This is a genomic window from Mycobacterium sp. C31M (assembly GCF_053345865.1).
This window is the reverse complement of sequence record NZ_JBKFAX010000022.1, coordinates 71,652-94,702: the sequence shown is the minus strand read 5'-3', so window position 1 is coordinate 94,702 and position 23,051 is coordinate 71,652. Positions and strand designations below refer to the sequence as shown.

Here is a 23,051-nt window from a genome sequence, read left to right as displayed (position 1 = left end):
GTACCGTTCCCGGGGTGCGCTACATCGTCGATGCCATGAACGTGATCGGCTCCCGGCCCGACGGATGGTGGCGCGACCGCACCGGTGCGATCCGAACCCTGGTCGACCGACTGGAACGCTGGGCAGACACCGAGGGCGCCGAGGTGACCGTGGTGCTGGAGAAACCGCTGCCGATCGCCTCGGCGAGTATCACCGTCGTCAGTGCGCCGGCCGCCGCACCGGACTCCGCCGACGACGAAATCGTCGCGCTGGTGACCGCCGCCGAGGATCCGGCCGCGATCACCGTGGTGACCTCGGATGCCGGGCTGGCCGCCCGGGTGCACGCGGCGGGCGCGGCCACCCGCCCGGCGGGCGGATTCCGGGCTCTGCTCGACTGATCACAGCGTCGCCAGCGACCCGTCGACGACCCTGGCCAGCAACCCTTTTCGATCGAACTTCCCGCTGGGCAGCGTCGGGATGTCAGTAGCGTCGGCGAGCACCCAGCGGGTCGGGACCTTGTACGCCGACAACTGCGCCCGGGTCTGCTCGCGCAGGCCGGCCACCTTCACCGACTGACCCGCCGGCACGATGACCGCACAGACCTCCTCGCCACGCTCGGGGTGCTCGACCCCGCGGCGGTACACCCGGTCACCGGTGTGATACCAGCCGTCGGCGTCGAAGATCTCGGCCCGCTCGCGCTTGTTGTAGCCCGCCATCACCCCGACACCGCGGACCCACAGCTCGCCGACGGCACCCTCGCCGACCGGAGCACCGTCCTCGTCGACGATCGCCATCTCGGTGCACACGAACCCGCCGGCGGTCTCGGACATGGTGCGGTGCACCGGGAATCCGTCGGGAACATTTGTCATGGCGATGTCGAGGGGGCCGTCACGCAGCGTCGGGGCGCTGCTCAGGTCGCGCTCGGTGAAGCTCGGATGTTCACGCAGTCGCTGGGTGAAGGCCGGCCAGCCCACCAGTCCGGTGGCGCGTTCGGCCTCGACCAGATCCAGCGCGGTCGCGGGCTCCAGGCGGGGCAGCACCAACAGCGTGATCGACTCGTGCAACGCGCCCATCGCGGCCAGGAGTCCGCCGATCCAGAAGAACGGCATGGCGCACAGGATCCGCGGCCGGTCCGGTACCCCGGAACATTCCCCGTCGCTTCGCTCGCCCCGCGTGACGGCGCGGATCGCGTCGGGCCAGCCCGAGGTCTGCCGCACCAGCGTGCCATGGGTGTGCAGCACACCCTTGGGATCGGCGGTGGATCCGGAGGTGTGCACCATGATCGCCAGGTCGGCGGGGGACACCTCGGCCTCGACGGCAGCCAGCACCTCGACCGGCACGGCGGCCGGCAGCTCGTCGAGCGACGTCGCCCACGGCCGCTCGGTATCCCCGGTGAGCACGATGCGTCGCAGATACGGTGCGGCCGGCAACGCGATCGCGGACCGGTCCTGCCCGCCGAGTCCGGGTAGCGCCGTCTCGAACAGTTCCTCGACATCGATCGTGAGCACCCGCGGCGGCGCGATCAGCACGCCGATATCGGCCAGTCGCAACACCTTTGCCACCTCGACCGGTGCATAGAGTGTGCTCAACGGCACCACGACGGCCCCGATCCGGGACAAGGCCAACCACCACTGGATCCACTCCACGCCGTTCGGGACGAACAGCCCGACGCGGGTGCCCTTGCCGACGCCGGCACCGAGAAACCGGCGTGCGAGAACGGCCGAATGCTCATCGGCCTGCTGGTAGGACAACCGCCCGGACGGGGTGACCAGATAGTCGTCCGGGCCGCTGTAGTGCACCCGGTGGGCCAGCAGAGCGGGGATCGTCAGGGGAGAGTTCACCTGAGCGATCATCGCCGATGCCTCAGCCGGAACACGACCCGCAGCCGTCGGCGGGTCGTTCGTAGGCGTCGTTCCAGCGCCACCATTCATAGGGCGGTGACTGGGGATAACCCTCGGGGGAGTCCTCCCAGTTTTCCTGGCGGCCGAGCGCGGTCATATCCAGCAGGGCGAACGTATTGACGAACACCTCGTCGCCGCGGTTGTCGATGAAGTAGGTGCGGTAGATGTCGTCACCGTCGGCGATGAAGGCATTGGTGCCGTGCCATTGGTCGACGTCGAAGTCGACGTCGAAGGTGCTGTCGGGGGCGATCGTGTACCACGGATGACTCCAACCCATCCGCGCCTTGATGCGCTCGATATCGGCCTGCTCGCCGCGCGAGACGTAGACCAGGGTGGTGTCCCGGGCGTTGAGGTGGCCGAGGTTGCCGATGTGATCGGCCATCAACGAGCATCCGACACAACCGTGTTCGGGCCAGCCCGCTACGTCGGGATCCAGGAAGGCGCGGTAGACGATCAGTTGGCGCCGCCCCATGAACAGGTCGGCCAGGGTGACCCGATCGTCGGGCCCGTCGAACTCGTAGGACTGCTGCACCGCGGTCCACGGCATCCGCCGGCGCATCGCGGCCATGGCATCGCGTGCCTTGGTGAGTTCCTTTTCCTTGACCAGGAGTTCGTCGCGCGCCGCGGTCCATGCCGCAGCGTCGACGACCGGTGGCTTATGCATCTTGGGCTCCCAAATATTCAACTGATGCGTTTAATGATTACCGCTCGAGCACAACACACCGCACCGGCTAAGGTCAACAACATGGTTGAAGATCAGGTGTTGGACCGGGTCTATGCGGCGCTTGCCGACCCGACCCGGCGGCGGTTGCTGGAGTCGTTACGTGACGGCGACGCCCGGATCACCGATCTGGCCGCGCCGCTGCCGATGACTTTCGCCGGCGTCTCCCGACACATCGGCGTACTGGAGTCCGCAGGTCTGGTCCGCCGCGAGGTGCGCGGACGCGAGCACTGGTTGTCTCTGGAGCCCGACGGGCTGACCGCGGCCGCGCGTTGGATGGATCAGCAGTCCGAGTTCTGGTCGTCGCGGGCCGATGCGCTGGCCGCCCGGCTGCGTCGGAAGTCCGCCACCCGATGACCGAGACCGCCACCGTCCGCGTGCAGCGGATCATGCCCGCAGGGCCCGACGCGGTGTTCGACGAGTGGCTCGACCCGGAGGCGTTGCGGGACTGGATGTGTCCACGACCGGTGTACTGCGTAGCGGTCAGCGTCGACCCGCGCATCGGTGGTGCGCTGCGTCTCGACCTCGACGACTCCGGTGCCGCCGTGCTGATCTCGGGGCAGTTCCTGGAGATCGACCGGCCGCGGCGGCTGCGGTTCACCTGGACCAGTTCCGATTGGGAAGATCCCACCCGGGTCAGCATCGTCGCGGTCAGCTTCGAGCCCCTCGGTGATGACGAAACGCTGATGTCGGTCGAGCACTCGTTGCTGCCGGCGAACGAGTCCGAGAGTTACGACAGCGGCTGGCTGCAGACGGTCGAACAACTCGCCGCCGCGATCGCCGATTAGGGTGCGGCACTCCAGCCAGGTAAGGTTCGCGGCATACCTGTGAATGCATGTCCGATGTGTCTGGACCCGGACGCCCCCAACTCCCTCCCCGAATCGGCCGACAATGGTCGGCTCCCCAACGTGGCTGCATGACGCATCCATTTTCGAAAAGAAGAAAGAAGTAAGAGCATGGCAGAAGGAACCGTCAAGTGGTTCAACAGCGAAAAGGGCTTCGGCTTCATCGCTCCTGACGGCGGCGCGGCAGATGTGTTCGTGCACTACTCCGAGATCCAGTCCAGCGGATTCCGCAACCTGGAGGAGAACCAGCGGGTGAAGTTCGACGTCACGCAGGGCGCCAAGGGCCCCCAGGCTGTCGCCGTCACCCCGATCTAGACAGTCCCGGTCGACACCCCGCCACGCCGCTCTCCGGCGTGGCGGGTTTCGTGCGTTCTGGCGGGATGCGCGATGAGTTTCCGCGTCGACGGTGGTCTGATCGGAGTATCGGTGACCGGTTGATCGGAGACAGATGTCCCAGCTACTGCGGGTGCAGAATTTCATGGTGTCGCGGGACGGTTTCGGAACCGGCCGCGGACAGAGTCTGGACCGGCCGTTCGGTCACGCCGATCCCGCACAGCTGTTCGCCTGGGCGGGTGCGACGGCGCACTGGCCCAACCGCACCGATCCGGGCGGCAGCCTCGGCCTGGACGACTATTTCACCAGGGACTTCGCCCGCAACATCGGGGCCGAGATCATGGGCCGCAACAAGTTCGGCCCGCAGCGCGGACCCTGGACCGACCACGAATGGCAGGGCTGGTGGGGTGACGAGCCCCCGTTCCACACCCCGGTGTTCGTCCTGACCCACCATCCGCGTCCGTCGTTCACGCTGTCGGACACCACCTTCCATTTCATCGATGCCGAACCGGCGGTGGCACTGGAGCAGGCGCGGGCGGCGGCAGCGGGCAAGGATGTCCGGCTCGGCGGCGGCGTCCAGACCGTGGTCGATTTTCTGGCGGCCGACCTGGTGGACACCCTGCATGTGGCCGTCGCCCCGGTGGATCTCGGCGATGGCGAACGGTTGTGGAACGGGCCGCAGGATCTCCTCGACCGGTACCACCTCGATATCGTCCCCAGCCAGAGCGGGGTCACCCACCATCTGTTCTGGCGACGCTGAGGCGAGCCCGGGTCTAGGCTCACGATTGACCCGGGGCGGTGGTGCGGATGTGGGCATTACGAGGCATGGCGATCGCCGCGGTATGTGCGGTGCTGTCGACCGCCGGATACACCGCCGAGGCGCAGCCACCCACCGTCGGCGTGATAGACCCGTCGGCCCTGCGTCAGGTGGTGGCCGAGGCCGCGGCCGAGATGCTGGTGCCCGGCGCGATGGTGTTGGTGCGCACCCCGGCCGGCACCATCGAGACGGCGGTCGGCACCACGGTGCGCGGTGAATCGCTAACACCGACACCCGTCACCCGATTCCGCATCGCCTCCAACACCAAGACGATGACCGCCGCGCTGACGATGCTCTTGGTGCAGGACGGCCGCCTGGCGTTGGGCGATCCGGTGAGCCGCTACGTCGACGGTGTGCCGGATGGTGAGAACATCACCATCGCAGACCTTTTGGCGATGCGCAGCGGCCTGTACGGCTACACCGACGACCCCGCGCTGGCCGAGGAACTGGACCGCGATCCGGCGCGCCGCTACACCCCGGCCGACGTGCTGGCCATCGCCTACCGGCACCCGTCGCAGTTCCCGCCGGGGTCGGACTACCAGTACAGCAACACCAACTACGCACTGCTGGGACTGGTCGCCGAGCAGGTGGGTGGCCGACCACTTGCCGAGCAGTTCCGCGGCCGACTGTTCGCCCCGCTGGGGCTGGCGGCGACCTCGCTGCCCGGCCCCGACGACACCACGATCGCCGCTCCGTACGCGCATGGCTACATGTACGGCGGCACCGCCTACGCGCTACGCGATGACCCCTATCCGGCCGAGATGGCCGACGCCGCACGGGCCGGCACCCTGGCGCCCGTCGACTACACCCACCAGAACCCGTCGTATGCGATCGCTGCCGGCGGCGCGATCTCCACCGCCGCCGACCTGGCGACCTGGATCGAGGCCTTGGTCACCGGGACGGTGTTCGACGCCGAGACGCACCGGCAGTGGGTGGCCGGTCTGCAACCGGAGGACCCGGCCCACCCCGAGGGCCAGCAGTACGGCTACGGCATCGCCCATCAGCGGTTCGGCCCGGACGCGGCGATGTTCTACCACGGCGGCGAATTGCCCGGTTTCAATTCGTTCATGGGCCATGACCCGGAAAACGCTGTCACGCTGGTCATCTGGACCAACCTCACGGTGGCACCGGACGGCCGGACCACCGCGAACGCGATGCTGCCGGCCGTGCTGGACCAGATCTACCCGGGGTTGGGCCTGACCACCGGATAGCCGCCGGGGTGTTTCGGCAATGTTTCCTGGCGTCAGTATGGTGGCGGCGATGGCTCCCGAATACCCCGACGACAAGACCGGCGCGACCGACACGGCCCGCGCCCGTCGTGGGCTGCGCGGTGCGCTACGCGGCCGCCGCGACCCGGCGCCGATCGCCGGTCAGCGACGCCGGGGCACCGCCAACGTCGGGGATGCGCACACCCGTAAGGTGCTCGACCTGACCATCCGGCTCGCGGAGGTGATGCTGTCCTCCGGATCGGGCACCGCCGATATCGTGGCGACCGCCCAGGACGTCGCGCAGGCCTACCAGCTGACCGACTGCGTCGTCGACATCACCTTCTCCACCATCATCGTGTCCGCGCTGCCGACCGCCGACAGCCCGCCGCTGACCATCGTGCGCTCGGTCCGCAACCGGGCCACCGACTACACCCGGCTGGCCGAACTCGACCGGCTGGTCCGCCGGATCACCTCCGGTGGTGTCACCGTCGAGCAGGCCCACGAGGCCATGGACGAACTCAGCGAACGCCCGCACCCGTACCCGCGGTGGATGGCCACGGTGTTCTGGGCGGGTTTCGCCCTCGGTATCGCGATGCTGCTGGGCGGCACCTGGATCATCTGTCTACTGGCCTTCGTCACCTCCGCGGTGATCGACCGAGCCGGCCGACTGCTCAACCGCATCGGCACCCCGTTCTTCTTCCAGCACGCCGTCGGTGCCGGTATCGCCACCCTGGTGGCCGTCGCCGCCTATCGATGGGCGGACCAGAACCCGACTGCGCTGGTGGCCACCGGGATCGTGATGCTGCTGTCGGGTATGACACTGGTCGGCTCGGTGCAGGACGCGCTGACCGGGCACATGATCACCGCGACGGGCCGGCTCGGCGACGTGTTCTTCCTGACCGCCGGGATCGTCGTCGGCATCGTGGCCGCACTGCAGTTGGCGACGGTTGCCGGGATCACCATCGAGCTGCACGTCGATGCCACCCAGTCCTTCGTGCTGCCCAGCGCGCCGCTGCCGATCTTCATCGCCGTATTCGGTGCGGCGCTGGCCGGGGTGTGCCTCACCTTGGCCTGCTACGCCCCGCTGCGGTCGGTGGTGCCGGCCGGCTTCGCCGCGGCGGTCGCCCAGCTGGTGATGATCGGGCTGGGGCACGCCCAGTTCGGGCAGGTGTTCGCCACCGGGATCGCGGCGGTCGTGGTCGGCCTGCTCGCCACCCTCATTTCGATCCGCCGGCAGGCCCCGGCACTGGTGACCGCCACCGCAGGCATCACCCCGCTGCTGCCCGGGCTCGCGGTCTTCCGCAGCGTCTACTTCCTCGCCGTCGACGCACAGTTCCTTGAAGGCATCGCCCAACTGCTGTCCGCGGTGGCCGTGGCCCTGGCGATCGGTTGCGGTGTGGTGATGGGTGAGCTGTTCGGATCACCGCTGCGCTACCGGGCCGGCCGGGTCGGTGACATGGTCCGGATCGACGGGCCGCCCGGGTTACGCCGCGCCGTGGGACGGGTGGTGCAGTTGCGCCCGACCGCGCCGAGGACATCGCGGTCCGGTGCGGTGGGATCACGAAGTGTCGCGTTGGAGCCGGAGACGGCCGAGGCGCAGTTCCTCGACGATCCGGCCGAACCCGAAAAGGGCTGATGGCTACAGCGCGTCGAGGGTCTCGGCCGCCAGCCCGAAGGCCAGCGTCATGCCCAGCCCGGTGGTGACCGTCACCGAGCCGACGTTCGCTTCGTGCCGGGCGCGCAGGACATCGGTGCGGCCGCTGGAGGCGTAGACACCCTGCCACCGCTGCAACACCTGCAGGTTCGGCACACCGAGGATGCGGGCCACCCCGTCGAGCAGATGCCCGGTGACCTGTTCGTCGAGGAACGGGTCGGCGGCGGTGCCGTAATGGTGCGAATCGCCGACCAGCAGGGTGCCGTCGGGGCGACGGGTGAACATCATGTTGGCGCCCAGCTCCAACAGTTCCGGGCGGGTCTGTTCCAGCTCGGCCCGCACCGACGGGGCCGACGGCAACCCGGCCAGTCCGGCGTAGCGCAGCATCGACGTGCCGGTCAGCACCGCGGCATCCTGCCGGTAACCCGCGGGCGCGGCGACCAGTGCCATCTGCAGCCGGCAGCGCAGGACCTCGTTCTCCTCGGCGGTGACCGGATACAGCCTGTCCAGGTCGTGGCCGACACACACCAGCACCTGCCGGCCGCGTACCGGGCCGCGGCTGGTGTGCACGGTGCCGTCCGCGCAGCCGAGTGCCGCGGTGCGCCAGTGGAAGCGCACCCCGGGTTGTGCCGCCAGCCAGTCGGCGATCGATGCGACGGTGACGCGCGGGTCGACCCGCAGATCGGCCGGGAACCACGCGGCGCCGACGATGTCCGGGTCGGCGGCGCGGTCCGGCCCGCCGAGCCGGGCGGCGGCCTCGGATGCGGTGAGCAGGTGCACGGCCTCGTCACCGCGGGCGGCGCGGAACTCCTCAAGCAGCGCGGCCTCGCCGGCGCTGCGGGCCAGCACGACGGCGCCGGTCTCGGGCGCCCAGAAGCCGGCCTGCGCCGCGGTGCGCAACCATCCGCGCCGGGACTGCTGCGCGGTCGGCAGCAGGTCGTCGCCCTGCGCGGTGATGCAGGCGTGCCCGAAGTTACGCACCGAGGCGCCGACGGCCACGGTGTCGCGTTCGACGATCTGTACCGACATCCCGCGGTGCACGGCCTCGGCGGCGTGCGCCAGGCCGATGATGCCGGCGCCGACGATGACGAGATCGGATATCTGTGCGTCCACGCCGACATCCTTCGGTGCCGGCTGAATCCGAGCGCACCCGGGGGGAATTCGTTCACCTGGTGTTTTCCGGTTGGACAGGTGACGAATGTGCTTCGAGTGACGTGGCGGCCGTGACGCGCTAGCCTTCTCGGCAGGTATGCGCGATGGATGATCACCGGACGCATGGCCGGAGAGGACGAACAGCTTTGATGACCGAACGAGGCCGAGTAGGGGTCCGACTGGCGATCGCCGGTGCGATGGTGGCCGGAGGTGCGCTGGCCGGTTCCGGCGTGGCCGCCGCTGAGCCGGCCCCCGGCGTGCCGATCCCTGCTCCCGGCCAGCCGATACCGCCCGGTCAGCCGGTCGCCATCGACCCGGCCAGCCTGCAGTCCGCCCCGGTGGCCCCGCCGTTGCCGGGTGGTCCGCCGCCCGTGCCGGAGATGGTCAACCCGGAGTACGGGCAGGGCGCCAATGGTGGCGGACTGGGCTACATTCGGGATCTGTGGCGTGCCGCCCGGTCCCCAGACCCGGTGTCCGCCTTCGCCGAGGCGCAGTCGGGCGGCATGCCGGTCGGCCCGCCGCCCGGTGCCGGGCCGGCACCCAAGTTGCCACCCGGTTACACCTCGCTGACCGCACCGGAGTCCTCGACCCCGGCGCTGAATCCGGCTCAGATCGTCGGCGGCCCGGCGCTGCCGCCGGGGTTCGTCTCGCTGTCGGATCCCGCGCCGCCGCCGGAGGTGCTGCCGGTCGGTGCGCCCGGAGCGGCACCCGCGGGTGTTCCGCATCCCGCGGCGCCGCCGCCACCACCGGCCCCGCCGGCGGCTGAGCTGCCGCCCACGATCATCGCGAACCAGTAGCCGTCAACGCAGACCGGCGCGCCACTTCTCCAGGGCGCGCCGTTCTCGTTTGGTGGGCCGGCCCGCGCCGCGGTCCCGGACCGCCACGGCCGCTTGGGCAATCGGCGGGGGAGCGGGTGTCCGATCCAGGTAGCAGGTGATCGCGTCGGGGGCACCGACACGTTTCTGGATCACCCGGACGACGTCGACGATCCGTGTGCGGTCACCGATCCGGGCCTGCACCCGATCCCCGGGGACCACCATCGTCGACGGTTTGGCGACGCGGTCGTTGATCCGGACGTGGCCACCCCGGCAGGCCGTCGCGGCGTCCGGGCGGGTCTTGGTCAGTCGCACCGCCCACAGCCAGCGGTCGATCCGCGTCGACTCTGCTGCCCCAGTTACCACTACGTGACCCGGCCGGCGGCGGCAGCGGCGGCCGCGGCCACCAGGCCGTTGAGCGGATAGAGGCCGTGGGCCAGGGTGGACAGCAACGATTCCGGGGAGCCGTCGCAGACGCTGTCGCCAGGGGCACACAGATCGAGCGACTTACCGGAGTACGGCGCACCGATGTTCGCGGCCGGGGCACCGTATCTGGACAGCAGGGCCGGCGTGGGTTTACCGAACAGCAGCAGTCCGGCGACCCGGTCGTGTGGGGCATCCGATGTCGTGACATACGCGGCGACCGCCGCGCCCTGGGAGTACCCGCCGAGCAGAATCTTGGTGTTCGGGCAGTTGGCGGCCGTGGCCTGGATACGTGCCTTGGCGTCGCCGACACCGTCGAACATGGTGGACGGGAAGACGGCCGAGTTGTCGAAATCGCCGGTGGCCGGATAGTTCACCGCATAGACGCCGACCGACTTGCCCGGGATGTGCGAGCGCAGGGCGTCGACGAAGGCCTGGCCGGTGGTGCCGATGCCGGACGGCTCATCGCTGCCGCGGGCGAAGACGACCTCGACGTCGGGGCACGGTTCGGCGGTGGCGACCGGCGCGGTTGCCAGCGTCGAGGCAACCAGCACACCGACGACGGCCAACCGGCGCAGATGGCTGACACGCATGCGCCCGAGACTACCCGCCACGTTCGCTGTTCACAGCGGTGCGCAGCGATTTGCCGAGGGTTATCCGGCGGCCACCGGCGCCGGCGTCAACTTGCCCACCGCGTAGGACGCGGCCTCGTTGACCATCCCGTTGAACGGATACATGGCGTGCGCCATCGACGGCATCGCTCCGGGTGTGCCGTCACAGATGGTGTCTCCTGGAGCGCACAGTTCGAGGGTCTTGCCCGCATACGCCGGTCCGATGACCCCCACCGGGGCGCCGAACTGGTTCAGGAACTCCGGCGACGGATTGCCGAGTAGCACCACCGCGGCGACATGGTCGGCCACCTCCACGGGAAGCGGATTCGGGACGTGCGACAGGTATTCGTCGGGAACACCGTCGGGGATGTCGGCCGCGGTCACGTACCCGGCGACCACCGCGCCCTGGGAGAACCCGCCGAGCACCATATCGGTATCAGGGCAGTTCGCGGACATGGTCTGGAGTCGGTTTCCGGCATCGCGAACACCGTCGACCACCGTGCCCGCGAAGGCGATCCGGTTGTTGAAGTCGCTACTGGCCGGGTAATTGACCGAATAGACCGCGACGGATTGCGGGCCCGCCTGGGCGCGTAGCGCATCGACGAAGGCCTGCCCGGTACCGCCCACGCCGGGTGGTTCGCCGGTGCCGCGGGCAAAGACGATCTCCACATCGGGACACGGTTCGGCCGATGCGACCGGAGCGCTGCCGAGCGACAGCGCCGCGCCGAACAGGGCGCCAACGGCGACGAACCGGGGTGTATGACGCAGCCTCATGGCTGAACTCCCTTCGGCCGATGCGACCAGATATCGCAACCAGGGCCGCTGCAGCAGTACCCGCACGGTTTGCTGGCCAAACCGCCGCGATGAGTTTTCCGCAAGCGCGGAGTCACAACCGGTCAACAGTAGGGAGCGCTCCGATGGTCATCGTCGCGGGTCATATCAATGTCGAACCGGCCGGCCGGCAGCTTTATCTGGCCGGCTGCGAGAAGGTGGTGCGGGCGGCCCGCGCGGCCGACGGGTGCCTGGATTTCGCGATCGGTGCCGATCTGCTGGACCCCGGCCGGATCAACATCTTCGAGCGGTGGGAGTCGCAGTCGGCGGTCGAGGCGTTCCGGGGTAGCGGCCCAGATGCCGAGCAGGGTGCCGCCATCGTGTCGGCGGCGGTGGCGGAGTACGACACCGCCGCAACCCGGCCACTGAGCTGACGCTCAGTCCGCTGCCGGCGCCCCGGCCGGCGCGTCGGCCGCCTGGACGGCGACCGCCGCGCCCTGCGAGTAGCCACCCATCACGACCTTGGTGCCTGCGGCGCATCGCCGCAGGCGCGACCGCCGGCTACCGGCTAGCACTACCCTCAGGCGACATCGCCGACGAAGGCCACGGTCTCGGCCAGCGGAGCGCGTCCGGTGCGGATGTACTCGACCGAGGGGTCCTCGTAGCCGATGGACATGCCGCAGAACAACATCAGCTCCGCCGGCGGGTCGAGCGTCTCCTCCACACTGCGGCGCACTTGCGACCATGCCATCTGCGGGCAGCTGTGCAGCCCTTCGGCGCGCAGCAGTAACATCACCGTCTGCAGGTACATGCCCAGGTCCGCCCACTGCGGCAGACCCATGTCGCGATCGATGAAGCAGAACAGCGCGGTCGGGGCGCCGAAACAGTCCCAGTTGCCGATCGCGGCGCGCTGCCGGGCCTCCCAGTCCTCCCGGGCGATGCCCAGGGCGGTGTAGCGCTCCTTGCCGAACCGGGACCGCCGTTCGCGGTACGGGGATCTCAGATCGTCTGGATAGAGCGGGAATTCGCGTTCGTCCCAGGGATCGCCTGCGGCCACCCTGGCCACCGCGATCTTCTTGAGTCGGGCCAGCGGCTCACCGGTCATCACATAGACCCGCCAGGGCTGCAGGTTGCCGCCCGAGGGCGACCAGCCGGCGGCCGTCAGCACACGTTCGAGCACCTCGGTGGGAGCCGGTTCGTCGGTGAAACCGCGGACCGCCCGTCGACTCGTGACCGCCTCGTAAACGTTCACTGCCATCTGCCTTTCTCGGTTGGTGTATCACCAGCCTGGCAGCGTTGCGTCGTGGGCGAGCCCTTGAAACTCCGTGGTTCGCGTCGGTCAGATTCGGGCGGCGGCGAACGTGGCAGCCTCGGTGATCATCCCGTTCGCGGTGTACAGGTTGTGCGCCACCGGATCGAGTCCGCCGGAACAGACCGGGTCGTTGATGGCGCACAGGTCAAGGGTCTTGGGCAGGAAGGACGCGCCGATCGGCACATTGGGCTGGCCGATCAGGAACAGCATCCGGTTGTTGGGCTTGCCGAACAGCACCACGGCATCGACGTGGTCGGCGACATCGGCGGGCAGCCCGGCGGTGGTGCCGAAGGCGAACGAATTCGGCGGGATCGTGGGCGGATCGGCGGTGACGAGCTGTGCGACGGCCGCGCCCTGGGAGAACCCGCCGAGCACCACGCTGGTGTCGGGGCAGTCGGCGGCCACCTGACGGATCCGGGCGCCGGCATCGTTGACACCGACCACCACGGTGGGCCAGTCCTGGCTGGCCGGATAGTTCACCGGGTAGACCTCGACGCTGCGGCCGCCGGCCTGGTTGCGCAGGGCGTCTACGAACGCGGTGCCGACGCTGCCGGCACCCGGTCGCTCGGTGGTGCCGCGGGCGAACACAACCTCCACATCGGTGCAGGCCGGTTCGGCCGACGCGGTCGGGGCGAGCCCGGGAAACAGACCGGTCACGGTCAGCAACACCGCGGCAGCGGCGCAACGGCGCAGGGTCATCGTCATCAGCTCGGGCCTCCTGGCACGGCAAAGGGCGCGAATCGGCGGAACATGAATACACTCGATGTTATTACTTCGCGGATCGACCGGGATCGCCGGAGCGGCCACGGGGTTGCAGAATATGTCGGACCTGTAATGTCTCGCCCAGAGCTTGCCGGGCCGTCCCGGTTCTGCTGGGCAGGGTGTCATGTCACCGTACGCTGGGGAGGAACCGCGTTGGACGCTGTACTGGGGCGCGCCGGAATCTTCCAGGACGTCGACCCGGAGGCCATTGCCACTCTCACCCAGGAACTGGAATGGCTGACGTTCCCACGCAACCACGCGATCTTCGTCGAGGGTGAACCCGGTGACCGGCTGTATGTGCTCGTCGAGGGCAAGGTGAAGGTCGGGCGGCGCTCGACCGACGGCCGCGAGAGCCTGATTGCCGTGATGGGTCCCGGGGACACCTTCGGGGAATTGGTGTTGTTCGACCCCGGCCCACGCACCGCCACCGTCACGACGCTGACCGAGGTGCGGGTGGCCGCGGTCCCGCGGCAGGCGCTCAGTGTGTGGATTGCCGACCGCCCGCAGATCGCCGAGCAGCTGCTGCGGGTGCTGGCTCGGCGCCTGCGGCGCACCAATGACGACCTGTGCGACATGATCTTCACCGATGTGCCGGGTCGGGTGGCCAAACAGTTGCTGGATCTGACCAAGCGGTTCGGCCGCCAAGACGGCGGCGGGCTGCGGGTCGACCACGAACTGACCCAGCTCGAACTCGCCCAGTTGGTCGGCTCGTCACGCGAGACGATCAACAAGGCGTTGTCGGAGTTCGCCAATCGCGGGTGGATCCGCCAGCAGGGCAAGACGATCTTCGTCCTGGAACCGGCCAAGCTGGCGCGACGGGCCCGCTGAGCCGGCTCAGCTCATCGCGTCGAGGATCTTGATCGCGAAGATCAGGGTGTCACCGGGCTGGATGCCTGCGGCCGGCTGGCCTTCGGGGTAGCCGTCGGCCGGGACCATCGCGACCGCGACGGTGGATCCGACGTTCTGCCCGGCGATGGCCTTCTGGAAACCGGGGACGACACCGTCGAGCGGGAAGTCGACCGGCGCGCCGGTCTGGTAGCTGCTGTCGAACACCGTACCGTCACGCCCGTTGACACCCATGTAGCAGACCAGCACGGTCGCGTTCGGTGCCACCACCGGACCGTCACCGGGCTTGAGGGTCTGCACCTGGGTCTCGGTCACGCTGAAGGGTCCCTCGACGGTCACCAGGGGCGCTGCGGTATCGGTCGAACCGGTCACCGCGACGCTGCCGGACGAGCCCGGCAGCGTCCATTCGGCCGGGGCGCCGGCCTGCGGCGCGGCCGTCGGGCACCCCTGCTCGGTGGCGGTGGGTTCGATGGCGGGGGCGGTCGGTGGGCTGAACACATCTGAGGCGGTTGTGCTGCCGGCGGCCGGCGTGTCGGATTCGGAACCGCACGCGGCCAGGGTGGTGGTGAGCGCCGCGGCACAGGCGGCCAGCGTGATGGCAGAGGACAGGCGGGAAGTGTTCACCCTGGCCACGCTACCTTCGCCGACACCGGCGCTCGCCGACAGGTCCGTACCGGGCAAACCCTGGTGACGTGTGTCGACGGAACACTTTGGGCCGGTTGGTTTGTCGTTGCCGGCGTCCGGGTATGACGCCAAAGCTGAACGCGCCGAACGTTAATGGGTTGCAACGGGGATGCCTGACGGTCAGCATGGGTGTGGGGAGATGTCAGGCGATACCAGGGGGAAGCAGATGACGATGTTTCGTGCGGGTGATGTAGTGGCTGCGCGGCGTCGGATCGAGGGGGTCGACGTACCTGTGGTGCCGGCCGGAGCGGTCGGCACGGTCGCGGCCACGACGCTGTTCGGCACGCCGAAACGAGTGCACTTCACGGTTGCTGACACATGGGGCACCAAGCGCTTTCACGTGCGGGTTAGGCGCGGTGATGTGACGCCTGCACCGAAAGGAGCCACTGAGGGGGAGCAGACCGATTCGGCGTTGTAGCACCAGGATGTGATCCAGGTCACGGTGTTGGCGGTCGGTGGGTGGGGTAATCGACCGGCGTGGCTGAAGTCGACGTGTCGGTGTCTTCGGAGCTGTCACCCGCGCACGCCTGGAAGCTGGCCTCCGATCTGCAGCGATTCGATGAGTGGCTCACCATCTTCGGCGGCTGGCGCAGTCCGCCGCCGGACGTCATCGAGATCGGTACCCAGGTATCGTCGCTGATCAAGGTCAAGGGATTTCGCAACACCATCCATTGGCAGGTCACCGATTACGACGAGCCCCGCCTGATCGGCCTTCGTGGGACCGGTCGCGGCGGCGTGCACATCAGTTTGCAGATGACGGTCGACGACGAAAAGCCGGGATCAGCCTTACATCTGGTGGCCCACTTCTCGGGCGGCCTGTTGAGCGGACCCATCGGCTCACTGGTGGCGAAGATGCTGACCGCCGATGTGCGGCGATCCGTCGAGAACCTCGGCGCCCTGCGCTGATTCGCGCTGCGGATCACCGAACTCGAGGATTGAATTGAGCCACGGTGGGTACACCCACTTCGCGTGGTGCGGGGCAGCGCGGCCACCGCCGGTCGGAACGAAAAATGGTGGTTCATGAACAGAATCGATTCGTTATTGGGCGCGGTGGCGGTTGCAGTGTTTGCGGGTGCCGGTTCGGTGGCGGTGGCCGGTCAAGCTTCTGCCCAGGAATGTCCGGATGTCCAGATTGTGTTTGCCCGCGGGACCTTTGAGCCGCCCGGCGTCGGCGGCACCGGGCAGGCTTTCGTCGACGCACTGCAGGCCCGCACGCCCGCGAAATCGGTGGATGTGTACGCCGTCAACTATCCGGCATCACTGAACTTCGCGACGGCCGCGGATGGCGTCATCGACGCGAGCAACAAGGTTCAGCAGACCGCTGCGGCCTGCCCTGACACCAAGGTCGTGTTGGGTGGGTTCTCCCAGGGTGCCGCGGTGGCCGCCTACATCACGGCCGACGAGGTGCCGCAGGGCTTCGCGCTGCCGCCCGGGCTCACCGGTCCGATGCCGGATTCGGTGGCCGATCATGTCTCCGCGGTGGCACTGTTCGGCAAGCCCTCCAGTGGATTCCTGCAGATGATCTATACCGGAGCGCCACCGATCACGGTGGGTGCGCGGTATGCAGGTAAGACGCTGGACCTGTGCATCCCGGAAGATCCGGTGTGCGCGCCCGGCGGCGGTGACGGCAACGCGCACAACGCCTATGCGGTGCGGGGTCTGGTCGATCAGGCCGCCGACTACGCGGCGGGCCGCATCGGTGGCGCCGAGGTCGGGGAAACGGTGGACCTGGCGGCCGGCCAGGGCTGACGATGAGTTCCCTGTCGTCCGGCGGTCAGTACCGATACCGGACGACGAGGAGCCAGCCATGCAGATGCGGAGCGGTCAGCTGCCGATCAACGGATTGCAGCTGTACTACGAGGTGCACGGGACACTCGGCGGTGGCACACCACCCTTGTTGTTGATCCCCGGTGCGTTCATGGCGGCCGATTCGATGCCCGACTGGGTCGCGGCGTTCACTGCGCAGCGGGCGGTCATCGTGTTCGACCAGCAGGGGCACGGCCGCACCCCGGACACCGACCGCGCCATGTCCTATGAACAGTTCGCCGACGACGCCGCGGCGCTGTTGGACGCCCTGGGGGTCGATACCGCCGATGTGATGGGCTATTCGCAGGGTGGCGGTGTCGCACTGCAACTGGCGATCCGTCATCCGGCCCGAGTCGGCAAGCTGGTGGCGATGTCGGCCAGCTTCCACCGCGACGGCTGGCACCCCTCGATGGCACCGGCGATCGACCAACTCGACCCGCAGGCCTTCGCCGGGACGCCGCTGCCGCAGATCTTCGCCCAGCACAATCCCGGTGACGGTGCGTTCGCCGCCTGGATCGCGAAGATGAAGGTCCTCAATGCCGAGGACCAGGAGATTCCCGAGGCGCAGATCCGGGCGATCGGAGCCAAGACGATGGTGATCGTCGGCGATGCCGACTCGCTGACCCTCGAGCACGCGGTCCGGTTGTTCCGGCTGCGTGGTGGTGTCGACGACGAGGCGGCGGCATCCGGCCTGCTGCAGAGGGTTCCGGATGCGCAGTTGGTGGTGCTGCCCGCGATGTCACATATCGGGTTGTCCGGTGCGTCGGCTGTGCTGGTGCCGATGGTCACGGCGTTTCTCGACGACGTGGCCCCGCCGGTACCGGATCTGTTCTGAGCCTTCAGAACAGGGCCAGCGCCTCGGCGATCATGCGGTGCCCCTGCCGCTCGAACGCCTCGTCGCCGACCTGAAACGCCCATGCCGCCGTGCCGACCGCCTCGTGGAGCGCGAACATCCGCCACTGTGCCGGATCGCGCGGGTCGTCACCGTAACCGTCGAAGAACGCAGTCGCCAGGGCGGGGTGGTGGCGCCACTGTTGCGCGGCGAGTCGGCAGAAATCGCTGACCGCGGGCCGCCAGGCGAAGCGACCGAAATCGATGACCCGGACGGTGCCGGCGTCGATCAGCCAGTTCCGTGGTTGCCAGTCGCCGTGGGTGGGAACCACGGTGACGGGCCGCGCCCGATGAGCGGTCAGGATCCTGCGCAGCGCGGATTCGTCTCCTGGCGAGATCCGGTGCGGCTTGTCCAGCCAGCCAAGGGATTTGGTGACCGAGGCGGAGTCCCAGTCCGGATCGTTGCGGGCGCCCTGATCGTGCAGCGTCCGCGCCAGCCGGCCCGCCTGCCGATGGGTGTCGTCGGCGAATTCGGAAGTCGACCCCTGGACCAGCAGGCCGGGCAGATGGCGTAACACCACCAGGTTGGCCGCCCGATCCCCGAACAGCAGCGTCGGGGCGTGCCCGGTGCACGAGAGGCATTCGGTGAACTCCTGATAGGCGGTGATCTCCCGGCCGATGTGGTGGTTGCCGCGCCCGGCGGCCTTCACCACCACCCGGCCCATGCGTGAGTCGACGTCGAGCACCACGGTGTCGAACTGCTGCCAGCTCATGTCGGCGCGCAGTCGCGCCCCCGGCAGCCACTGCCGCAGGCGGTCCTGCTGCGCGGCGCTGAGCCGCCCGCCGTGCCAAGACTGCATGCCCGCCACGGTAACGGGAATACGACAGCGCGTATTGCCCGCACGGGTCGGCGGATCCGGGTGGACAACATCGCACTCTTTGCTGTCGAGGCGTCTGTCGGCGTCTGCGGCGCTAGGATCTTCGCGTGATGTGCGGGCGGCGAAGGCCATGACGATGGGGCAGCCGCGCAAGCGGCCCGAACGGACGGCCGAGCGCCGGCTCACGTGGTGGCAGCGCGCGTTGCGGTGGGCAGCATGGCTGGCGTTCCTGGCCGCGGCGATCTGGGGTGCCGCCACGTCGGTCAGTGTGGCCTTCTCGCCGCTGGAGGGGGTGACGCTGGTTGCCGCGATCGCCATCAGCATCTGGTGCATGGCCCGACCGCTCGGCGGGCCCAAGGTCGAATTGACCGACCCGCAACAACTGTTCGGCGAGTTCGTGTCACGGACCAGTTGGGGTCTGGTACTGCTCGGGGTGTTCCTGTCGGTGGCGGGGATAGCAGGTTTGGGTGCGGCGCTCTACGACGTCGCGACCGGGCGGGCCACCGTTGGTGACGTGTTCCGCGATATCACGATATTCGTCGAGGGCTGGATCACCGAGCTGATCTTCCGGCTCTATGACGCCGAATTGGAGAAGACGCATGCCTACGCGCTGATGTTCCTGGTCATCCCCGGCTTCTTCCTGTTGTGGTTCAACCTGATTCCGTTCGTCAGCCGCGGTCGTGAATTCTCCGTCGCCCCGGACGGTTCGGTGAGCGTGCGCCAGGGGGACGGCTGGGAACCGTTGCTGGAGTACCAGTACGCGGGCGTGGTCGCCGACGGCATGACGATCACCTTCAGCCCGCCGCCCGACGGTCCGCCGGCGCTACGGTTGCCGCAGTACCGGGTGTTCTCCCGTGAGTACGGCGGCCGGCTGAAGAGCTCGATCAGCGCCGAGTTCTTCCGAAGGCTGCTGGCGGACCGGGGTTTCGCGGTGGAAGGTGAGCCGGGCGGCAATCAGTTCAGCGCCCGGCGGCGATGATGGCCGAACCGGAGCGCACCGCCGACGGGCTTCACATCGTCGTCGATGGCCGACGGTGGCGGGCCACCGATCCCGATATACCCGAACCGCGCCGGCAGGAGCTCGTCGACATCCTGATGGCGTGGCGACGCGAGGTGCGCCGGTGCAAGGGCGCCGCGGAGGAGTCCGTGGCCCGCGCCGGTGTGCACGCCGCGAAGGTGGCGCTGGGGGAGCGTGGCCAACCGCCGTGGTGGGAGCAGACCGATGCCGAGCGTCGAAACCGCTGGCAGGCCGAGGTGGCCGAACCCGAATAGATCAGCGCCGGTAGTCGGCGAGCGTATCGGCGGCCAGTCGCTCATAGGCCAGCCACATGTCGCGCCCCAGCGCGCGGACACCTTCGGCGTTGTAGTGCCGGTCGACATCGCTGTTGAACGAATCCCGGTTGCCCCGCACGAAAGCGGTGCGCGCCTTGCGATTTGGGGTGTCCTCGTGCACCGCGTTGATCACCGTGTAGTCCTTGCCGCTGAGCTCCATCTCCTCGGGGACCATGCCGCCGAGAATGATCGGGACGTCGGCGCCGTACCGGGAACGCAGATCGTCGAACAGTGCGTCGAGCATGCGTTGATAGTCCGGGCCCGATGTCAGCGGTACGTCGGATTCGCCCTGATGCCAGAGGATGACGGCCACGGTGCTGCCCGGCCGGTGCGCCAGTGCCGCGTCGATCGAGGCCACCGCCTCGCGGTACAGGTTGCGCCGGGTCTTGGTATCGGCGATGTTCCAGGTATAACCGTTCTTCGGGTGAAAGCAGGTGTCACCGCGGGCGGCCGGCACCAGCAGCACCGCACGGTTGGTGGCCGCGGTCAGTGCCTTGCCGAACGTCACACCGAAACCGACTCTGCGCGAGGGTGTCTCGTGGACCAGCGGATCCGCGCCGAGCACCACGGTGTTCTTCGAGGGTCCGCTGTTGGCCCACTGGTGTACGTCCGGGTGCGGTTTGTCGGCGCCGTCGGGATCTAGCGGCAGACCCATGCCGAACGCATTCGACTGGCCGAGGATCGGCACGATCAGATAGGGCTGCTCCGGCGGTGACACCGGGACACCTTTGCCGGCGATCAGCCGTTTGACCGAGCACATCAGTTCGAAGGCCAACCGCTTCCACAGCGGGGCATCACCGTCGGGGTTGCGGAGCTCACGCATGCCCTGCACAGTACAACCGCTTGCCGTGGCGCACGATCGAACGAGCACCGACCGCGCGTGGTGGATCAGGAGGCTGGGCGCAGTGCGGGTTCGTGCTGGTCGCAGTATTCGGCGACGGAGAACCCAGCCACCAATGCGGCATCCTCGGCCGACAGTCCGTGCGTACCGGCGAGCCGATCGACCACGGCCGCAAGTGGGGTGCCGAGATCGAAATCCGCGCAGACCGAGCGGCCCATGGCGACGGCGGTGGGAGCGTCACCGACCGTGATGTCCATGAGGTCGAGGACATCGACGAAGTACGCGTCATCGGCGGCTGCGGGCGCGGCCGTGGCCATCGCGGTGACCAGGGCTGCAGCGAGAACCACCATGCGCATGAGATCAGCCTAGTGCCTGGTGAATCTGCAGTCCGGTGTGCGTGGCGCAGAAGGCCACGCCAACCTGTGGCGCCCCAATTCGACCGCGTCAACCACGGCTCCCACTTGACGATCTCGGTCTTCTCCTCGCTCATCGCCACCTCCGCGCGACCGGCGCCGCAATGACGGTGATCCAGCGCACGAATCGGAGTTCCCAGTCCGCGGCGCATTCAACCCCCGCACGGCAGCGCCGTGACCACGCAGCGTTTCCACGGCGCGAACTTTGGGCAGTGTGAACGTATGAGTGAGAACGGAAAAGTCACAGTCGAACGCACCATTGCCGCTCCGGTCGACGCGATCTTCGACGTCCTGTCCAATCCCCACCGTCACCAGGCGCTGGATGGCTCAGGGTTCGTGCGCAGCGTCGACCATGCGGATCGCATCCAGCAGGTCGGTGAGGTGTTCACCATGAACATGCACGGCGATCACATGGGCGGCGATTATCAGACCGACAACCACGTGTCCGGATACGCCAAGGACAAACTGCTGGCGTGGAAGACCGCACCGGCCGGCGCCGAGCCGCCGGGCTGGGAGTGGTTGTGGGAGTTGGAATCTGCCGGACCGAACGAGACGGTTGTACGGCATACCTATGACTGGTCGAAGGTCACCGACAAGAAGCTGCTGGAAAAGGTGAAGTTCCCGCTGGTGACCGAGGATCAACTCAACGACACGTTGTCCCGGCTGGCTACCGAGGTCGCCTCGTCGTAAGAACGTTGCTGCGCGCGACCCGTGACGGCGCCGTCACGGGTCGCGCGTAGGTCGTTACGGCGTCTGCACGCAGATGGACCCGACGCATGCACCGGCGCCGTCGGGCCCGGCTCCGGCACCTGCCCCCGGCACGCCCGCCGTGGCACCACCGGGTCCCGCTTCGGCACCTGCTCCCGGCACGCCCGCGGTAGCGCCGCCCGGACCCGCGCCGGCGCTGGCACCGGGAACGCTCGCCGTGGCTCCGCCCGGGCCGGCGTCGCCACCGGGTGCCGGCGCCATCGGCGAGGTCGGGGCCAGCGTGGTGGTGACCGCACCGGTGGACGGAGTCGTGGTCATGGTCCCTTCGGAGGTCTCCGTCGTCGTGGTGGTGTCCGGCGCCTCGCTGTCGGAACTACAGGCGGTGAGACCGCCGAGAAGCACGACGCCCGATACGGCGGCGACGAGGGGCAAACGGCGGGCGATACGAATGACGGTCATCTGCTGCTCGATTCTGCTGGTACGACCACCAGAACGGACGGGATGTCCGAACCGGCGGCAATGGGCGCAGCAGAGATACCCGGTTTTCGCGCGGCCTAAGCGGGGCCGTGCTTGTGTGGTGTCACCGCGTCAGCCGGGCCAGACCATTGACCGTGCCGAGTCCTTGGCCTAGGGGATAGGCGCTGCGGATGCACTCGGTGATCCAGACCTTGGCGAAGCCGACCGCATCGGGTACCGAGCGGCCGTGGGCCAGTGCCGCGGTGATGGCCGCGGCCAGAGTGTCACCGGCCCCATGGTCGTGGCGGGTGTCCACCCGGACAGCGGCGAACTTGTGGAACTCCTCGCCGTCGAAGAGCAGGTCGGAGCTGACACGGGAGGTGCGCAGGTGACCGCCCTTCACCAGGGCCCACCGCGGTCCCAGGGTATGCAGCGCCCGGGCGGCGTCGCGCTGGGTGTCGTCGTCGACGACATCGATGCCGACCAGCAGTCGCACCTCGTCGAGGTTCGGCGTCACCAGTGTGGCCATCGGGATCAGTTCGTCGCGCATGGCGTCGAGTGCGCTCGCGTGCAGCAGCGGCTCGCCGACGTTGGACGCGCACACCGGGTCGACGACGAGGGGCACGGTGCCGTCCAGGCCCTCCTCGCGCCAGGTCGACACGATGGTCCTGATGATCTGTGTAGACGCCAGCATGCCGGTCTTGGCCGCCTCGATACCGACGTCGGTGACCACGGCACTGATCTGCCCGGCGATGAACTCCACCGGCACCTCGTGGAAAGCCCTGACGCCCAAAGAGTTCTGCACGGTCACGGCGGTCACCGCGGCGCTGGCGTGCACGCCGAGCATCGCGAAGGCACGCATATCGGCCTGCAGACCTGCGCTGCCACCGGAATCGGAGCCGGCGATCGTCATGACCCGGCGCGGGGTATCGCCGGGCGGTGCCAGGGGCAG

The 23,051-nt window shown here is 68.6% G+C and carries 30 protein-coding genes; 16 read left to right on the top strand and 14 right to left on the bottom strand.

What is annotated here, in order from left to right:
- Positions 1-14: 14 nt before the first annotated feature.
- Positions 15-377, top strand: coding sequence for a DUF188 domain-containing protein (locus ACLBYA_RS27430; protein ID WP_447712623.1), 363 nt, complete (start codon positions 15-17; stop codon positions 375-377).
- Here the strand turns inward: ACLBYA_RS27430 and ACLBYA_RS27425 are convergent, their stop codons facing one another.
- Positions 378-1,832 (bottom strand): AMP-binding protein, encoded by a 1,455-nt coding sequence (locus tag ACLBYA_RS27425; protein WP_447712622.1) that lies wholly within the window; start codon positions 1,830-1,832, stop codon positions 378-380.
- A gap of 10 nt (positions 1,833-1,842) precedes the next feature.
- Positions 1,843-2,544, bottom strand: coding sequence for a DUF899 domain-containing protein (locus ACLBYA_RS27420; RefSeq protein WP_447712621.1), 702 nt, complete (start codon positions 2,542-2,544; stop codon positions 1,843-1,845).
- Between the two features lie 81 nt (positions 2,545-2,625).
- Here ACLBYA_RS27420 and ACLBYA_RS27415 point away from each other — a divergent pair, with 81 nt between their 5' ends.
- The 6 genes from ACLBYA_RS27415 (at position 2,626) to ACLBYA_RS27390 (ending at position 7,440) form a co-directional block, all read left to right on the top strand.
- Entirely contained in the window at positions 2,626-2,958 is a 333-nt protein-coding gene (locus tag ACLBYA_RS27415) for an ArsR/SmtB family transcription factor (RefSeq protein ID WP_447712620.1), read from the top strand.
- On the top strand, positions 2,955-3,389 hold the full coding sequence (locus ACLBYA_RS27410) for an SRPBCC family protein (protein ID WP_447712619.1): 435 nt from the start codon (positions 2,955-2,957) through the stop codon (positions 3,387-3,389). The genes ACLBYA_RS27415 and ACLBYA_RS27410 overlap by 4 nt, the downstream gene beginning before the upstream one ends.
- Positions 3,390-3,557: 168 nt before the next feature.
- On the top strand, positions 3,558-3,761 hold the full coding sequence (locus ACLBYA_RS27405) for a cold-shock protein (protein ID WP_447712618.1): 204 nt from the start codon (positions 3,558-3,560) through the stop codon (positions 3,759-3,761).
- 133 nt (positions 3,762-3,894) lie between these two features.
- On the top strand, positions 3,895-4,539 hold the full coding sequence (locus ACLBYA_RS27400; RefSeq protein WP_447712617.1) for a dihydrofolate reductase family protein: 645 nt from the start codon (positions 3,895-3,897) through the stop codon (positions 4,537-4,539).
- A gap of 47 nt (positions 4,540-4,586) precedes the next feature.
- Positions 4,587-5,807 (top strand): serine hydrolase domain-containing protein, encoded by a 1,221-nt coding sequence (locus ACLBYA_RS27395; protein ID WP_447712616.1) that lies wholly within the window; start codon positions 4,587-4,589, stop codon positions 5,805-5,807.
- A gap of 49 nt (positions 5,808-5,856) precedes the next feature.
- Positions 5,857-7,440, top strand: a complete 1,584-nt coding sequence (locus ACLBYA_RS27390) for a threonine/serine ThrE exporter family protein (RefSeq protein ID WP_447712615.1) — start codon at positions 5,857-5,859, stop codon at positions 7,438-7,440.
- 3 nt (positions 7,441-7,443) lie between these two features.
- Here the strand turns inward: ACLBYA_RS27390 and ACLBYA_RS27385 are convergent, their stop codons facing one another.
- On the bottom strand, positions 7,444-8,571 hold the full coding sequence (locus ACLBYA_RS27385) for a TIGR03364 family FAD-dependent oxidoreductase (protein ID WP_447712614.1): 1,128 nt from the start codon (positions 8,569-8,571) through the stop codon (positions 7,444-7,446).
- Positions 8,572-8,759: 188 nt separating this feature from the next.
- Here ACLBYA_RS27385 and ACLBYA_RS27380 point away from each other — a divergent pair, with 188 nt between their 5' ends.
- Positions 8,760-9,407: a hypothetical protein gene (locus ACLBYA_RS27380; protein WP_447712613.1), complete on the top strand. Its 648-nt coding sequence runs from the start codon at positions 8,760-8,762 to the stop codon at positions 9,405-9,407.
- A gap of 3 nt (positions 9,408-9,410) precedes the next feature.
- Here the strand turns inward: ACLBYA_RS27380 and ACLBYA_RS27375 are convergent, their stop codons facing one another.
- From ACLBYA_RS27375 to ACLBYA_RS27365, 3 genes are read right to left on the bottom strand one after another with little or no spacing between them, the layout of a single operon-like run.
- On the bottom strand, positions 9,411-9,791 hold the full coding sequence (locus tag ACLBYA_RS27375) for an RNA-binding S4 domain-containing protein (RefSeq protein WP_447712612.1): 381 nt from the start codon (positions 9,789-9,791) through the stop codon (positions 9,411-9,413).
- The gene (locus ACLBYA_RS27370; protein WP_447712611.1) at positions 9,791-10,441 is read right to left on the bottom strand and encodes a cutinase family protein; all 651 of its coding nucleotides are present in this window, start codon (positions 10,439-10,441) and stop codon (positions 9,791-9,793) included. The genes ACLBYA_RS27375 and ACLBYA_RS27370 overlap by 1 nt, the downstream gene beginning before the upstream one ends.
- A gap of 60 nt (positions 10,442-10,501) precedes the next feature.
- The gene (locus ACLBYA_RS27365; protein WP_447712610.1) at positions 10,502-11,233 is read right to left on the bottom strand and encodes a cutinase family protein; all 732 of its coding nucleotides are present in this window, start codon (positions 11,231-11,233) and stop codon (positions 10,502-10,504) included.
- 143 nt (positions 11,234-11,376) lie between these two features.
- Here ACLBYA_RS27365 and ACLBYA_RS27360 point away from each other — a divergent pair, with 143 nt between their 5' ends.
- Positions 11,377-11,664, top strand: coding sequence for a putative quinol monooxygenase (locus ACLBYA_RS27360; protein WP_447712609.1), 288 nt, complete (start codon positions 11,377-11,379; stop codon positions 11,662-11,664).
- Positions 11,665-11,810: 146 nt separating this feature from the next.
- Here ACLBYA_RS27360 and ACLBYA_RS27355 read toward each other — a convergent pair whose 3' ends face one another.
- Complete coding sequence (locus ACLBYA_RS27355; protein ID WP_447712646.1) at positions 11,811-12,482, bottom strand: nitroreductase; 672 nt, start codon at positions 12,480-12,482, stop codon at positions 11,811-11,813.
- 87 nt (positions 12,483-12,569) lie between these two features.
- Entirely contained in the window at positions 12,570-13,247 is a 678-nt protein-coding gene (locus ACLBYA_RS27350; protein ID WP_447712608.1) for a cutinase family protein, read from the bottom strand.
- Positions 13,248-13,457: 210 nt separating this feature from the next.
- Between ACLBYA_RS27350 and ACLBYA_RS27345 the strand changes: the two genes are divergently transcribed.
- Positions 13,458-14,132, top strand: a complete 675-nt coding sequence (locus ACLBYA_RS27345) for a Crp/Fnr family transcriptional regulator (protein WP_447712607.1) — start codon at positions 13,458-13,460, stop codon at positions 14,130-14,132.
- 6 nt (positions 14,133-14,138) lie between these two features.
- Here the strand turns inward: ACLBYA_RS27345 and ACLBYA_RS27340 are convergent, their stop codons facing one another.
- On the bottom strand, positions 14,139-14,783 hold the full coding sequence (locus ACLBYA_RS27340; RefSeq protein WP_447712606.1) for an FKBP-type peptidyl-prolyl cis-trans isomerase: 645 nt from the start codon (positions 14,781-14,783) through the stop codon (positions 14,139-14,141).
- Positions 14,784-15,311: 528 nt separating this feature from the next.
- On the opposite strand from ACLBYA_RS27340, the gene ACLBYA_RS27335 reads away from it, so the two are divergent.
- The 3 genes from ACLBYA_RS27335 to ACLBYA_RS27325 all read left to right on the top strand — a co-directional run bounded on the left by ACLBYA_RS27335 (position 15,312) and on the right by ACLBYA_RS27325 (position 17,475).
- Positions 15,312-15,740 (top strand): type II toxin-antitoxin system Rv0910 family toxin, encoded by a 429-nt coding sequence (locus ACLBYA_RS27335; RefSeq protein WP_447712605.1) that lies wholly within the window; start codon positions 15,312-15,314, stop codon positions 15,738-15,740.
- A gap of 114 nt (positions 15,741-15,854) precedes the next feature.
- Positions 15,855-16,583 carry a cutinase family protein gene (locus ACLBYA_RS27330; protein ID WP_447712604.1) on the top strand — a complete coding sequence of 243 codons (729 nt, stop codon included), beginning with the start codon at positions 15,855-15,857 and terminating at the stop codon, positions 16,581-16,583.
- Positions 16,584-16,641: 58 nt separating this feature from the next.
- The gene (locus ACLBYA_RS27325; protein ID WP_447712603.1) at positions 16,642-17,475 is read left to right on the top strand and encodes an alpha/beta fold hydrolase; all 834 of its coding nucleotides are present in this window, start codon (positions 16,642-16,644) and stop codon (positions 17,473-17,475) included.
- Positions 17,476-17,479: 4 nt separating this feature from the next.
- On the opposite strand, the gene ACLBYA_RS27320 is transcribed toward ACLBYA_RS27325, so the two are convergent.
- On the bottom strand, positions 17,480-18,331 hold the full coding sequence (locus tag ACLBYA_RS27320; protein WP_447712602.1) for a phosphotransferase family protein: 852 nt from the start codon (positions 18,329-18,331) through the stop codon (positions 17,480-17,482).
- A 130-nt stretch (positions 18,332-18,461) separates the two neighbouring features.
- On the opposite strand from ACLBYA_RS27320, the gene ACLBYA_RS27315 reads away from it, so the two are divergent.
- Positions 18,462-19,328 (top strand): hypothetical protein, encoded by an 867-nt coding sequence (locus ACLBYA_RS27315; protein WP_447712601.1) that lies wholly within the window; start codon positions 18,462-18,464, stop codon positions 19,326-19,328.
- Complete coding sequence (locus ACLBYA_RS27310; RefSeq protein ID WP_447712600.1) at positions 19,328-19,621, top strand: hypothetical protein; 294 nt, start codon at positions 19,328-19,330, stop codon at positions 19,619-19,621. The genes ACLBYA_RS27315 and ACLBYA_RS27310 overlap by 1 nt, the downstream gene beginning before the upstream one ends.
- Position 19,622: 1 nt before the next feature.
- Here the strand turns inward: ACLBYA_RS27310 and ACLBYA_RS27305 are convergent, their stop codons facing one another.
- Both ACLBYA_RS27305 and ACLBYA_RS27300 read right to left on the bottom strand, forming a co-directional pair.
- Positions 19,623-20,504, bottom strand: coding sequence for a sialate O-acetylesterase (locus ACLBYA_RS27305; protein ID WP_447712599.1), 882 nt, complete (start codon positions 20,502-20,504; stop codon positions 19,623-19,625).
- Positions 20,505-20,569: 65 nt separating this feature from the next.
- Positions 20,570-20,878: a DUF732 domain-containing protein gene (locus ACLBYA_RS27300; protein ID WP_447712598.1), complete on the bottom strand. Its 309-nt coding sequence runs from the start codon at positions 20,876-20,878 to the stop codon at positions 20,570-20,572.
- A 279-nt stretch (positions 20,879-21,157) separates the two neighbouring features.
- Here ACLBYA_RS27300 and ACLBYA_RS27295 point away from each other — a divergent pair, with 279 nt between their 5' ends.
- Positions 21,158-21,625: an SRPBCC family protein gene (locus ACLBYA_RS27295; RefSeq protein ID WP_447712597.1), complete on the top strand. Its 468-nt coding sequence runs from the start codon at positions 21,158-21,160 to the stop codon at positions 21,623-21,625.
- A gap of 54 nt (positions 21,626-21,679) precedes the next feature.
- On the opposite strand, the gene ACLBYA_RS27290 is transcribed toward ACLBYA_RS27295, so the two are convergent.
- Positions 21,680-22,102: a hypothetical protein gene (locus ACLBYA_RS27290; RefSeq protein WP_447712596.1), complete on the bottom strand. Its 423-nt coding sequence runs from the start codon at positions 22,100-22,102 to the stop codon at positions 21,680-21,682.
- A gap of 121 nt (positions 22,103-22,223) precedes the next feature.
- The gene (gene thiD, locus ACLBYA_RS27285; protein WP_447712645.1) at positions 22,224-23,012 is read right to left on the bottom strand and encodes a bifunctional hydroxymethylpyrimidine kinase/phosphomethylpyrimidine kinase; all 789 of its coding nucleotides are present in this window, start codon (positions 23,010-23,012) and stop codon (positions 22,224-22,226) included.
- Positions 23,013-23,051: the final 39 nt, after the last annotated feature.

Coding starts and splice junctions, on each gene's coding strand:
- ACLBYA_RS27415 (WP_447712620.1), top strand. CDS start 2,626: ATGGTTGAAGATCAGGTGTTGGACCGGGTCTATGCGGCGCTTGCCGAC.
- ACLBYA_RS27325 (WP_447712603.1), top strand. CDS start 16,642: ATGCAGATGCGGAGCGGTCAGCTGCCGATCAACGGATTGCAGCTGTAC.
- ACLBYA_RS27305 (WP_447712599.1), bottom strand. CDS start 20,504: ATGCGTGAGCTCCGCAACCCCGACGGTGATGCCCCGCTGTGGAAGCGG.
- ACLBYA_RS27350 (WP_447712608.1), bottom strand. CDS start 13,247: ATGACGATGACCCTGCGCCGTTGCGCCGCTGCCGCGGTGTTGCTGACC.
- ACLBYA_RS27360 (WP_447712609.1), top strand. CDS start 11,377: ATGGTCATCGTCGCGGGTCATATCAATGTCGAACCGGCCGGCCGGCAG.
- ACLBYA_RS27400 (WP_447712617.1), top strand. CDS start 3,895: ATGTCCCAGCTACTGCGGGTGCAGAATTTCATGGTGTCGCGGGACGGT.
- ACLBYA_RS27410 (WP_447712619.1), top strand. CDS start 2,955: ATGACCGAGACCGCCACCGTCCGCGTGCAGCGGATCATGCCCGCAGGG.
- ACLBYA_RS27420 (WP_447712621.1), bottom strand. CDS start 2,544: ATGCATAAGCCACCGGTCGTCGACGCTGCGGCATGGACCGCGGCGCGC.
- ACLBYA_RS27300 (WP_447712598.1), bottom strand. CDS start 20,878: ATGCGCATGGTGGTTCTCGCTGCAGCCCTGGTCACCGCGATGGCCACG.
- thiD (WP_447712645.1), bottom strand. CDS start 23,012: ATGACGATCGCCGGCTCCGATTCCGGTGGCAGCGCAGGTCTGCAGGCC.
- ACLBYA_RS27405 (WP_447712618.1), top strand. CDS start 3,558: ATGGCAGAAGGAACCGTCAAGTGGTTCAACAGCGAAAAGGGCTTCGGC.
- ACLBYA_RS27290 (WP_447712596.1), bottom strand. CDS start 22,102: ATGACCGTCATTCGTATCGCCCGCCGTTTGCCCCTCGTCGCCGCCGTA.
- ACLBYA_RS27395 (WP_447712616.1), top strand. CDS start 4,587: ATGTGGGCATTACGAGGCATGGCGATCGCCGCGGTATGTGCGGTGCTG.
- ACLBYA_RS27295 (WP_447712597.1), top strand. CDS start 21,158: ATGAGTGAGAACGGAAAAGTCACAGTCGAACGCACCATTGCCGCTCCG.
- ACLBYA_RS27370 (WP_447712611.1), bottom strand. CDS start 10,441: ATGCGTGTCAGCCATCTGCGCCGGTTGGCCGTCGTCGGTGTGCTGGTT.
- ACLBYA_RS27330 (WP_447712604.1), top strand. CDS start 15,855: ATGAACAGAATCGATTCGTTATTGGGCGCGGTGGCGGTTGCAGTGTTT.
- ACLBYA_RS27380 (WP_447712613.1), top strand. CDS start 8,760: ATGACCGAACGAGGCCGAGTAGGGGTCCGACTGGCGATCGCCGGTGCG.
- ACLBYA_RS27310 (WP_447712600.1), top strand. CDS start 19,328: ATGGCCGAACCGGAGCGCACCGCCGACGGGCTTCACATCGTCGTCGAT.
- ACLBYA_RS27425 (WP_447712622.1), bottom strand. CDS start 1,832: ATGATCGCTCAGGTGAACTCTCCCCTGACGATCCCCGCTCTGCTGGCC.
- ACLBYA_RS27320 (WP_447712602.1), bottom strand. CDS start 18,331: ATGCAGTCTTGGCACGGCGGGCGGCTCAGCGCCGCGCAGCAGGACCGC.
- ACLBYA_RS27365 (WP_447712610.1), bottom strand. CDS start 11,233: ATGAGGCTGCGTCATACACCCCGGTTCGTCGCCGTTGGCGCCCTGTTC.
- ACLBYA_RS27390 (WP_447712615.1), top strand. CDS start 5,857: ATGGCTCCCGAATACCCCGACGACAAGACCGGCGCGACCGACACGGCC.